The following is a 10,986-nucleotide window of genomic DNA, read 5'->3' as shown; positions in this document are numbered from 1 at the left end:
CCAACTCTGTCGGGGGCAGTTGCTCGGCTGGCCCCCAGAGGGCCTGGCAGACGTAGTCCCCAAACCGTAACGGTCACTTGAAGGCTACGCCCCAGATAAAGAGTGCGTGCTATAATCAAGGCGATCAGAAGGTGCATATTGGCCGCCACCGTCGGCAGGCCGGTGAGCCAGAGGAGACCGTGATGAAAAACAGTTTTGGTGCTCGTGCGACCCTCAAGGTTGGTGAACGTGAGTATGAGATCTATCGCCTGGATGCCCTCGCTCAGCAGGGTGTGAAGCTGAATCGGTTGCCCTATTCATTGCGTATTTTGCTTGAAAATTTGCTGCGTACCGAAAATGATCGTTCCGTTACGGCTGATGATATCCGTGCCCTGGCCGCGTGGCAGCCGCAGGCCGAGCCTGACCGCGAAGTTGCGTTTACCCCGGCGCGCGTCATTCTCCAGGATTTCACCGGTGTGCCGTGCGTCGTCGATCTGGCCGCGATGCGCGATGCAATGGCTGATATGGGCGGCGATCCGAGCCTGATCAATCCACTTCAGCCAGTTGAACTCGTGATTGACCACTCGGTGCAGGTTGATGCCTTTGGCTCTGAGGCGGCCCTGCTGATCAATAAAGACCTTGAGTTTGAGCGCAATAAAGAGCGCTATGCGTTTCTGCGTTGGGGCCAAACGGCCTTCCAGAATTTCAAAGTGGTGCCGCCCGGCAATGGCATTGTGCATCAGGTCAACCTAGAATATCTGGCCCGCGTCGTCTTTACAAGTGATGAGAATCCGCGGGCGACCGGCCCGGTGCAGGCGTATCCCGATACGCTCGTCGGCACCGATAGCCACACGACGATGATCAATGGCCTCGGCGTGCTCGGCTGGGGCGTCGGTGGCATCGAGGCCGAGGCGGCCATGCTTGGGCAGCCCGTCTCGATGCTTATTCCCCAGGTGGTTGGCTTCCGGCTGACCGGCAAGTTGAGCGAGGGGGCCACCGCAACCGACCTGGTGCTGACCGTCACCGAGATGCTGCGCAAGCATGGCGTTGTGGGCAAGTTTGTCGAGTTTTTCGGCCCCGGTCTCGCTGAATTGCCACTGGCCGACCGTGCGACGATCGCCAATATGGCCCCCGAGTATGGCGCCACCTGTGGTATCTTCCCAGTTGATGCCGAAACGCTGCGTTACCTGCGCTTCTCGGGTCGTCCGGAAGAGCGCGTCGCCCTTGTCGAAGCCTATATGAAGGCGCAGGGCCTCTTCCATGATGCCTCGACGCCCACCGCCGAGTATACCTCGCTGCTTGAACTTGACCTCGCGACGGTAGAGCCGTCGGTCGCCGGGCCGAAACGTCCTCAGGATCGCGTCCGCCTGAGTGGCGTTAATGAGAGCTTTCACCAGGCGGTCAAGACGATGATCGGCGGCAATGGCAACAATGGCGATTTTGCCGCCAGTGGTGTGCCGCTGCCCTATGCCGATGCTGAGCACAAGTTGCACCATGGCTCGGTGGTGATTGCGGCCATTACGAGTTGTACCAATACCTCAAACCCGTCGGTGATGGTTGCCGCCGGCTTGGTCGCCAAAAAAGCAGTCGAGCGCGGGCTGAATACCAAGCCCTGGGTCAAGCCCTCACTGGCACCCGGGTCGAAGGTTGTGACCGAATACCTTAATAAAGCCGGTCTGACCCCCTATCTTGATGCGATCCGCTTCAATACCGTCGGCTATGGCTGTACAACCTGTATTGGCAACTCGGGGCCGCTGCCCGAAGAGGTCAGTGCGGCGATTGAGCAGGGCAGCCTGGTGGTGGCCTCGGTACTGTCGGGCAACCGCAACTTTGAAGGGCGCGTGCAGAGCGAGGTCAAGGCCAATTATCTGATGAGCCCGCCCCTTGTCGTCGCCTATGCGCTCGCCGGGCGCATTGATATGGATCTGACCAGCGAAGCGTTGGGCACCGACACCGAGGGCAAGCCGGTCTTTCTGCGCGATATCTGGCCGACGCAGGCCGAGGTTGAAGCGACGATTGCTCAGGCGATTGAGTCGGATATGTATCGCTCAAGCTATGCAAGCGTCTTTGTGGGCGACGATCTGTGGGAAAACATCGCCATTCCGACGGGAGATCGGTTTGAGTGGGAAGCCACGAGCACCTATGTCCGTCGTCCTCCCTACTTTGACGGCATGAGCAAAGCGGCCCCGACCGAGGTGCAGCCAATCACCGGTGCCCGCGTGCTGGCCGTGCTTGGCGACAGCATCACCACCGACCATATCTCGCCAGCCGGTAGCATCAAAGTCAACTCACCTACCGGGAAATACCTGATCGAGCATGGTGTGACCACCAGCGAGTTCAACAGCTACGGCTCGCGGCGTGGCAACGACGAAGTGATGGTACGCGGCACCTTTGCGAACATTCGGCTACGCAACCAACTCGCCCCCGGCACCGAAGGCGGCTTTGCCCCCTACCTCCCCACTGGCGAAGTGATGCCGCTCTACGACGCGGCGATGCGCTACAAAGCCGACGGCACGCCCCTGATGATCCTGGCTGGCAAAGAGTACGGCTCGGGTTCATCACGTGACTGGGCCGCCAAAGGGCCTTATCTACAGGGCATCAAAGCGGTGATTGCCGAAAGCTACGAACGCATCCATCGTTCCAACCTGGTTGGCATGGGCGTCCTACCGCTTCAATTCCTGCCCGGCGAGCATGCGGCAAGCCTGGGCTTGATCGGCACCGAAACCTTCACCGTCATCGGGCTACCCGAAGCCATTGCCAATAGCTTTGCCAACGGGCGCGAACTGACCGTCGAGGCAACCCGCGAAGATGGCAGCGTACTGACCTTCAAAGCGCTTGCCCGCATCGACACCCCGCAAGAGATCCAGTACTACATCCACGGCGGCATTTTGCAGTACGTCCTGCGCCAACTGCTCAACGAAGCAGCATAGGATGAATGCGCGTGGGCACGGCGGTGCCGTGCCCACGCTCCCAGCACAAGCGCGCTTCTTGGCGGCTGCAGCACCCAAACCCCAAGGCAATTGCATCTTCTTCCGTTCCCGGTCGCGCCGCCGACCACGAATACTGAGAACGAATAAACGAATAGGGGCTGCCCCATGCGCTCTTCGTTTATTCGTGCCCCCCTTCGTGGCCGGCGAACGACGCCAGCAACCTTCGTTGACAGACCACGCATTCTTCCCTATACTAAATTTATGCGCTACTTTCTTGGCCTTGGCAGTAATATTGCGCCGCACGTGCATCTGCCACGAATGGTGCAAGCGCTCCTCGAACTCGCCCCAACGCTGCACTTGGGCCGCGTCGTCGAAACAGCACCGGTCGGTGTCATTGGCGACCCGTTCCTGAATACCGTCGCATGCATTGATCTGGATCTGTCAGCCCTTGAACTGAAGCGGATCTGTAATGCGCTCGAAACCGCTTTTGGGCGCGATCGCGGCGCACCGGGCAGCAAAACGAAGAGCCGTACCGCTGACATCGACCCGCTCTTTGGCCTGGCAGTTGGTGCGCTGGAGGTTCCCGCCGATCGGTTGCCGCATGAGCCGTATACGCGCCCGATGCTGCTCGAACTGATCGCCGCCATTGGTATGCACACTGATGCCGAACAACCTGACCTGGCACCGGGCGTGAGCTTACCCTTCCACGATCTGATGATCGGGGCCGCGCCGCTGACCATCGTGCGCGAGGGATTGCGTTATCACACGGCGTAACAGGGCATCCAGAGTGCGCTCTGCCGAGCAATGCTCGTTCATCCGTCGTCGTCTGTCGTCTTTCATCTGTCGCATCAAGCGCGTAACAATATGAGGAAATCTCGTGTCTACTGAGCCATCATCTCGCCCTGCCGCCCTCGTCACCGGTGGCGCGATTCGCTTGGGCCGTGCGATTGCGCTGGCGCTCGCCGGCGCCGGCTACGATATTGTGATGCACTACGGCCGCTCGTCCGAGGCCGCCGAAGCCACCGCCACCGAGATCCGCGCCCTGGGGGTGCAGTGCCACCTGGCCCCGCTCGATCTCGCCGATGTCATGGCGATCCCAGATTACATGGCAGCCGTGCACGCGGCGATGCCGAATCTGCGCGTCCTGGTCAACAGCGCCTCGGCCTACACCCAGGCGACGATAGCCAACACCACCGCCGCGATCTTCGATCAGCAGTTCCAGGTGAATTTGCGTGCGCCGTTCTTTCTGACCCAGGCCTTCGCCGCGCAGGTGGAGCAGGGCCAGGTGATCAACATCATCGACAACAAGCTCGCCTTCAACCAGTACGAATACGCCGCCTACTTGTTGGCGAAGAAGACGCTGGTCGAGTTCACGCGTATGGCCGCCCTGGAGTTCGCCCCACGCATCACGGTGAACGGCGTGGCCCCCGGCGTGGTGCTGCCCGCCGGCACACGCAGCCCCGAGTATGTCGCGTGGCGCATCCAGGGCATCCCGTTGCACCGCCAGGGCACCACCGATGACATCACCGGTGCCATTTTGTACCTGCTCGGCAGCCGCTTCATCACCGGCCAGGTGCTGACGGTCGATGGCGGCGAAGGTCTGACCAATGTCGGCCAGAACGCCGCCCAGTTTGACCAGGACAAAGTATGAAGATCGTCGGTTTTTCGATCAACCCGCTCTTCCCCGACCGGGTGATCGGCGGCTCGGCCAAGCACCAGCGCACGGTGCTGACGCATCTGGGCGAACTTGGCCACGATGTGACGGTGCTCTGCACGCGCCACCCCGAGGCGCACCCGTTCCGCTGGCACGAGAACGTGGAAGTGCTGCCCGTGCTGCCCTTCAAGCAGCCCTTCCCCGAACCGTACGCCGTGCCGGCCTACCAGATCGCCGAGATCATTCAGACCGTCGGCGATCGCCTCGCCACCGCCGACCGCTTCTATATGCACGACGGCGAGTTGCTCGTGCCGTTCCTCTATCGCAATGTGCCGACGGTGATCTCGCTGCGCGACAATGTCTATCCCGAGACGATCCTGGGCAGTTTCCTGTTTAGCGCCGATACGCTGATCGCCATCGCCGAGTATTCGCGCCAGGTCTACCTGCACACCGCCGGGCGCTTCCTGCCTGAACTGCCGCAGCGGGCCATCACGATCAACAACGGAATCGACTTTGACCAGTTCCGCCCCGGCCCGCCTTCACGGGCGATCTGCGAGTTCGTTGGAATCGATCCTGAGCAGCATTTCGTCGTGTTGCACCCGCACCGCCCCGAGCCAACCAAAGGCCTGCGCCAGACCATCGCCGTCGCCGATGCGTTGGTACACCAGTACGGCTGCACGTCGTTGCGCGTCCTGGTGCCGCGCTGGTATGACGAAAAGATCGCCCCCGATGTACGCGCTTTCTACCAGGAGGCGCTGGAGATGATTGCCACGCGCGACTTGAGTAAGCACTTCATCTTCCACGAGTGGATCCCGCAAAGCCTGATGCCCGACTACTACCGGCTCGGCAATGTGACGCTTGTGCTGGGCTCGTTTGTCGAGGCCTTCGGCAATGTGGCCTACGAGTCGCTCGCCTGCGGCACCCCGGCGATTGTTGCGCGGGTGGCGACCCATCGCTCACTCTTGCCAGATACCCTGGTTGCCAAGGTACACTACGACGACAACGCCGCCGCTGCCACGCTCGCCGCGACGATCTGGCGCGAGGGGACGCGTACATCAGACGCGACGATGGCCTATCTGCACGCCAACTTTGCGATCACGCAGCAATTGCAGGCCTATGCTCGGGCCATCCTGAATGCGCAAAAAGTGCCGGTTGCGCCGACGCGGGTTGTGCCGCTGGGCGCACAGACAAGCTATGTGCTGGCCCCATGGTGCTACACGTGGGGCGACGGGATGGTGTTTCACGATTTTGCGGCCCGCCACGAGCGCGAGCCGCTGCTGAGCGACCTGATCGCCGCCCACCCCGGCGGCTTCACCCCCGCGCAGGCCGCTGCCGCCAGCGCCGATGCAGCGACTCTGGAGCGCTGGTATCGGGCGGGGTATGTCGTGCCGAAGTAGGAAAACCCGTATGCATCCGAGCTTGATCGCCATCACCACCTTCAACCAGCTTGAATACACTCGGCAGATGCTAGAGTCGATCCGTGCGTTGCCGACCAAGCCATTCGATCTGTTGCTGGTGGATGACGCCAGCAGCGACGATACCGTGGCATTCGTCCGCGAATGGGGAGTAAAGCACATCATCGCCAAAGAGGCACCCGGCGGTGTGACGGATTCGTGGAACAAGGCCTATGCCTATTTCAAGGCCGGCGCATGGCAAAATCTGTTCCTCGCCAACAACGACGTCCTGCTGGGGCCGCAGGCGATCGAAATCATGGCCGATCTGCTCACGCAACGGCCGCAAAGCATCGTCGGCCCGGTGTGCAACCCCGAGGGCGCACCATACAACCAGGAACAGTGGATCACAAATTACACGCCCGAGTCGCCCGCAGTGATCGAGTTACCAGAGGGGCTGAACGTGAACGGCTTCTTCTTTGGCGTGCAACGCAGCGTAATCGCCTACGAAATCGCGCCCGCTATGCTGTTCGACCCACAAAACCTCAACTACCACAACGAAGAAGAGCTCGCTGGCCGGCTCTACCCGCACGGCTTTCGCAGCCTGATCGCCACGCGGGCCGTGCTCTTCCATTACAAGAACCGCTCGTTCCAGATCGCCGATCGCACCACGCAAGACAACCTGAACGACTACGCGGCGTTTTTGCAGCATCGGGAGGCGTAGTGAGGCGAAACCACGCCGGAAGGGTTGATCCAGAAGATCTTTGGGTGCCAAACACAATCCTTAGATGACGTTGCATCAGTCCTACCCCTGCTACGCTTTGATTGGGCAAAGCATGGGAACATGCGCTATAGTGATGAGTATGCTCCATGCCTATCGAGGGCATTTTGGTCTTTTTAAGGTCATTGGAGGTCTACCATGGCGCGTTTTGAATGTGAACGTGATCAATTAGTCTTCCGTTTTTCGCTGTGGGAGCAGCTTGGGGGCTTGCGTTCCGGCGCAGTCGCCAACCTCAACGAGATTAGCTTTGTTGAGGTGGTTGACGATCCGTGGACGATCCTTGAAGGTATGCGGGTAGGCACAGGTTTTCCTTGGGTGATTGTGTTGGGCACGATGCTTAGGCGCGGTGGGAATGACGTTGTCGCGGTGTACCAAAAGCTGCCCGCCGTCGTGATCACCTTGCAGCCCGGTGCGCGGTATCAACGGTTTATCGCCACTGTGCCAGATCCAGCATCCGTTGCCGCAACGATTCGGGCCGCCTTGCACCAGCGCACGTAAGGCAGCCTCCCGCGCCGGTTTTGCGACGAGCTATAGCCTGACAGCCTGACTCCCAAACACTGCTATAGCTCTGCTATAATTGACAGCATGAACATTCAAGAGCATGTGAAGTACTGGCTTGATTCAGCGAAGAACGATATGGGAGCTGCCGAGCAGCTTTTCTTGTCAGAAAGGTATGATTGGTGCTTATTTATCGGTCATTTGGTGACAGAGAAAACGCTCAAAGCCTTCTTCGTATACAAAAATGACAGCAAGATACCGCCGAAGACACACAATCTGCTCAAATTGGCGGAAGCATCTGATTTGCCTCTCACAGAAGACCAAAAGCTCTTTTTGGATCAAGTCAATGATTTTAACCTGGAAACGAGATACCCCGAATATCGCAACGAGTTTTACAAGTTCTGCACAAAAGAGTTTGCGGAGGTATATTTCAGTAAAATCAAGGAGTTTGCCTCATGGCTGACATCCCAAATCACATTCGACAAATAATTGCACACTACCTGACTTCGCTCAAAGAGCATGGGTTCGACATTCAGGAGGCAATCTTGTTTGGTAGTTATGCCAGCGGCCAGGCAAATCAATGGAGCGACATTGATTTAGCTTTGGTTTCTCATGAATTCGAGGGCATTCGTTTCATGGACAAGAACAAAATTCGCAAGATCACGATTGCTGTCAGCACTGATTTGGAGGTCTTGCCGTTCAATCCTAGAGATTTCACGCCGAGCAACCCACTGGTAAAAGAGATATTGGACACTGGCATACGAGTTGTATGAGGAACGCTATGCCGGGAACGCCGCATCTTCATAGCTTTGCGCCGATCAGCACTGCGACAGCGGAACGCTTCATTCTTGGTACGATGCCAAGCACGGCCTCGTTGGCTGCTGGGCAGTACGATGCGCATCCGCGCAATCTCTTTTGGCGGCTCATGGCGGACATGCTTGGGTTCGCGCCCGAGGCTTCGTATGACGAGCGCCGGTTGGCCCTCCAGTCCGCCCGGATCGCGGTGTGGGATGTGGTGCAATGCTGCACGCGTGCGTCGAGCCTGGATGCGGATATTGATGATACGTCGGTGGTGCCCAACGACCTGGTGGCGTTTTTTGCCCACCATCCCCACCTTCACCGGGTCTGCTTCAATGGTGCCAAAGCGAACGCGATCTATCGCAAGCACGTCGCAGCCAGGATGCATGCCGTGCGACCAGATCTCGTCTATGTTCAGTTGCCGTCAACCAGCCCGGCCAACGCAGCGATCCCGTACGCACGCACATATGCGGCGTGGTCGGCCGCGTTGCGCTGATCGCCCCGACGATACGCGGCGCCTTGAACCCGCCGCGATCCTGACTGGCTTCGTCCGAAACGAGCCCTGCGGGGGCCACGACAACCACGTCTTTCATCGTGCGCCCGGCGAGCGAGCAACTGCGGGCATGCGGGTGCGCCAGCACCGCGACCTCGCGTGCCACGGCGAGATGGGATCGCAACGCGCTGACCTCGGCAACGCCACGCTCGCGGGGATGGCGGGGAGCGTGAAAGTGGATGCGCCCATGCGACAGACGCCGCTTCGCTGCGCAACGCAGCATTGTCTTCGGCGCATGGCGGCACGCACCTGGTCGCGCAGGCGGGGTGGGCAGGATGGCAACGTCATTGGGCCTGATCTCCATACGGGTGAATCAAGGTTCCCATCGCTTCTCTGATGCATACCGTTCCGCTCAGCTTGAATGATACGGCATGGTGGGGAACAAACTCCTGGATAATGGAGCGCAATGATGCGTGGCGTCGTCGAGCACGCACGGTGGAGCGACGGCACATGAAGCACCGTCGCGCCGACCAGGATCGTGGCTAGGCGGCAACCGTGCGGCGTCGCACCATAGCGGGCCGATGTAGGTGGTATCATCGCGGCCTAGCACGGGTAAGGCTGATCGAGGCCGCCGAATCGCCGTCGAGTTCATGTTCGGCGGCGGCGCCGCGATCAGGCCTGAGCCAGCCGAAATGCGCCGCCCGAACTAGAACAACGCCCTGCCGATCGGGAGCCATCGACACGCAGCGCGGGAAAACCGTCGATCCAGGACGCTCATACCGGAGCGTCCGGAGCACCGCTGACGCTCAGCGTGAGATGGATCCGCGAACCGCCAGCGTACGTCACGGCTGCGTGATACGGCCGCCAAGCGCAGTCGCTGTGGTATACTGCCGCATGCGGTTACGAAGCGAGGAAACGCAAGAAGCGTGAAGATGATCCGAGAAATACAAGATAAAATACAGCAGAATACGTACGAGTTTTCAGAACATGCCGTAACACAGAGTATTCTCCGATCAATTTCCATTCACGAACTGAAAGAGGCGATAGCAACCGCAGAACTCATTGAGAATTACCCGAATGACAAATATGGGCCGAGTGTGTTACTGCTCGGCTTCACCGATCAGCATCGGCCACTCCATATTCACTGTAGTTATCCGTCGCGGCCGCTTCTGAAGATCATCACGCTCTATGAGCCTGATCCCGCACGATGGGAGCAGCATCGGATACGGAGGGAAACGCCATGACCGCATATGATTGGAATGAGCACTTCGAGGCGCAGGATGTGACGTATATTCTTGAGCTTGGCGATGAAATTATTGTCGTTGAGCATGTCCCTGCACGGGTCAATATCGAAACAGGCGAACGCTTGTTTGCACCTGAAACGGTGGAACGAATTCAGGCTCTTCTTCAATCACGGACTGCTCCCAAAAAAATTATTCGTGCCCCTGTTTTTGATTTTGCGGCGTAAAGAATATACGTATATATTCCTCATTAGGACAGGCTATATATCCGAGAAATACATACACCTATCGCCGCCCAACATCGCTTGCAGCGGACGCCGCTGGCGCGGCCCGTGTGCTGGTGGTTTTTAGGGCGCTGTCTCGTGCCGTCGCTCACCTCGGTCTATCGAACCCGCCAGCGGCGCAGCTGACTGCCACCGTTGGGCGGCTTCAATAACGCGCGTACCAACTTGACACCCTGCTATTTCCACCCTACGATGTTGAAAACGAAATATGGAACGCCCCAGGCACCCGTGCCCTGGGCGGCCTGGGGTGCACGCATGCCATCAGGGCGTGCCGACTTCAGTCGGCCTCCGGCTCAGCCGACTGATGGTTTTGCAGTAAATGATCCGCTATGAACCCGATGCCGTGGGGCTAAAGCCCTCGGCTAGGGGAAGCGAAGCCCACCTTCGTGGGCTAGAGCGGATTCATTTCTGGAAGACCATTAGGCGGCACTCCGGTACGACCCCGATGGAAGGGGGGAAACCCAAAACGCCTTGGCTACTGTCTGCGAAGCCGGCCTGCGCCAGCTGGATCAGGCCACGCAGGTGGCCTTGGCAAACCAAAAGCCGAGCCGTTCACGGCGACGGAAGAAGATGCCATCGCCCTAAAACCCCACAACATGTGGCTTGACAAGCTCCCAAGGATAGAGTATAATCCCAAAGCGGTCGAGAAATGAGGTGTCTCACTCCAGCAGGAGGCAGACAAGACAACATCAGTCAAGATAGGTGTGGACAACACGTCGTCCTTGCCAATTCTGGGGTCACAGTCAAGTGACGCTAGATTTTTTATTGCTGATGAATCGCCGCCAACTGTACCTTGACAATCGAGTGTGGTTCTGTGCGTGCTTATTCACGGTTTGTATCGTGAGATACGAACCTTCATGATTCAACGCAGAGTTTGATCCTGGCTCAGGACGAACGCTGGCGGCGTGCCTAATGCATGCAAGTCGGACGCAGGGTG

The 10,986-nt window shown here is 58.9% G+C and carries 12 protein-coding genes and 1 rRNA gene; all 13 read left to right on the top strand.

From position 1 onward, the window contains the following. The first annotated feature begins 182 nt into the window (after window positions 1–182). On the top strand, window positions 183–2,909 hold the full coding sequence (gene acnA, locus EKD05_RS24215) for an aconitate hydratase AcnA (protein ID WP_129678010.1): 2,727 nt from the start codon (window positions 183–185) through the stop codon (window positions 2,907–2,909). Window positions 2,910–3,074: 165 nt separating this feature from the next. Next, entirely contained in the window at window positions 3,075–3,683 is a 609-nt protein-coding gene (locus EKD05_RS24210) for a 2-amino-4-hydroxy-6-hydroxymethyldihydropteridine diphosphokinase (protein WP_129678007.1), read from the top strand. Between the two features lie 103 nt (window positions 3,684–3,786). Beyond that, window positions 3,787–4,560, top strand: a complete 774-nt coding sequence (locus EKD05_RS24205; protein WP_129678005.1) for an SDR family oxidoreductase — start codon at window positions 3,787–3,789, stop codon at window positions 4,558–4,560. Further along, window positions 4,557–5,960 (top strand): glycosyltransferase family 4 protein, encoded by a 1,404-nt coding sequence (locus EKD05_RS24200; protein ID WP_129678003.1) that lies wholly within the window; start codon window positions 4,557–4,559, stop codon window positions 5,958–5,960. The genes EKD05_RS24205 and EKD05_RS24200 overlap by 4 nt, the downstream gene beginning before the upstream one ends. Before the next feature lie 10 nt (window positions 5,961–5,970). Beyond that, a complete protein-coding gene (locus EKD05_RS24195; RefSeq protein ID WP_165360946.1) occupies window positions 5,971–6,678 on the top strand; it encodes a glycosyltransferase family 2 protein in 708 nt (235 codons plus the stop codon). A 195-nt stretch (window positions 6,679–6,873) separates the two neighbouring features. Then, window positions 6,874–7,233, top strand: coding sequence for a hypothetical protein (locus EKD05_RS24190; RefSeq protein ID WP_129677999.1), 360 nt, complete (start codon window positions 6,874–6,876; stop codon window positions 7,231–7,233). Between the two features lie 105 nt (window positions 7,234–7,338). Next, on the top strand, window positions 7,339–7,722 hold the full coding sequence (locus tag EKD05_RS24185; RefSeq protein WP_165360945.1) for a HEPN domain-containing protein: 384 nt from the start codon (window positions 7,339–7,341) through the stop codon (window positions 7,720–7,722). Continuing rightward, window positions 7,689–8,006 carry a nucleotidyltransferase domain-containing protein gene (locus EKD05_RS24180; RefSeq protein ID WP_129677995.1) on the top strand — a complete coding sequence of 106 codons (318 nt, stop codon included), beginning with the start codon at window positions 7,689–7,691 and terminating at the stop codon, window positions 8,004–8,006. The genes EKD05_RS24185 and EKD05_RS24180 overlap by 34 nt, the downstream gene beginning before the upstream one ends. Window positions 8,007–8,014: 8 nt before the next feature. After that, a complete protein-coding gene (locus EKD05_RS24175) occupies window positions 8,015–8,527 on the top strand; it encodes a DNA-deoxyinosine glycosylase (protein ID WP_129677992.1) in 513 nt (170 codons plus the stop codon). Next, entirely contained in the window at window positions 8,499–8,921 is a 423-nt protein-coding gene (locus EKD05_RS24170) for a hypothetical protein (protein ID WP_129677990.1), read from the top strand. The genes EKD05_RS24175 and EKD05_RS24170 overlap by 29 nt, the downstream gene beginning before the upstream one ends. A gap of 535 nt (window positions 8,922–9,456) precedes the next feature. Then, complete coding sequence (locus tag EKD05_RS24165; RefSeq protein WP_129678012.1) at window positions 9,457–9,768, top strand: DUF4258 domain-containing protein; 312 nt, start codon at window positions 9,457–9,459, stop codon at window positions 9,766–9,768. Further along, window positions 9,765–9,992 carry a hypothetical protein gene (locus EKD05_RS24160; protein ID WP_129677988.1) on the top strand — a complete coding sequence of 76 codons (228 nt, stop codon included), beginning with the start codon at window positions 9,765–9,767 and terminating at the stop codon, window positions 9,990–9,992. Before EKD05_RS24165 ends, EKD05_RS24160 begins: the two co-directional genes overlap by 4 nt. Window positions 9,993–10,911: 919 nt before the next feature. Next, a 16S ribosomal RNA gene (locus EKD05_RS24155) occupies window positions 10,912–10,986 on the top strand; the annotation flags it as partial.

Source organism: Candidatus Chloroploca sp. Khr17, from assembly GCF_004138165.1.
In the GTDB taxonomy this organism is placed as follows: domain Bacteria; phylum Chloroflexota; class Chloroflexia; order Chloroflexales; family Chloroflexaceae; genus Chloroploca.
Note: the sequence above shows the minus strand (reverse complement) of the source record. Positions and strands in the feature narration are given on the sequence as shown.

Coding starts and splice junctions, on each gene's coding strand:
- EKD05_RS24200 (WP_129678003.1), top strand. CDS start 4,557: ATGAAGATCGTCGGTTTTTCGATCAACCCGCTCTTCCCCGACCGGGTG.
- EKD05_RS24165 (WP_129678012.1), top strand. CDS start 9,457: ATGATCCGAGAAATACAAGATAAAATACAGCAGAATACGTACGAGTTT.
- EKD05_RS24195 (WP_165360946.1), top strand. CDS start 5,971: ATGCATCCGAGCTTGATCGCCATCACCACCTTCAACCAGCTTGAATAC.
- EKD05_RS24170 (WP_129677990.1), top strand. CDS start 8,499: ATGCGGCGTGGTCGGCCGCGTTGCGCTGATCGCCCCGACGATACGCGG.
- EKD05_RS24175 (WP_129677992.1), top strand. CDS start 8,015: ATGCCGGGAACGCCGCATCTTCATAGCTTTGCGCCGATCAGCACTGCG.
- acnA (WP_129678010.1), top strand. CDS start 183: ATGAAAAACAGTTTTGGTGCTCGTGCGACCCTCAAGGTTGGTGAACGT.
- EKD05_RS24160 (WP_129677988.1), top strand. CDS start 9,765: ATGACCGCATATGATTGGAATGAGCACTTCGAGGCGCAGGATGTGACG.
- EKD05_RS24210 (WP_129678007.1), top strand. CDS start 3,075: ATGCGCTCTTCGTTTATTCGTGCCCCCCTTCGTGGCCGGCGAACGACG.
- EKD05_RS24190 (WP_129677999.1), top strand. CDS start 6,874: ATGGCGCGTTTTGAATGTGAACGTGATCAATTAGTCTTCCGTTTTTCG.
- EKD05_RS24180 (WP_129677995.1), top strand. CDS start 7,689: ATGGCTGACATCCCAAATCACATTCGACAAATAATTGCACACTACCTG.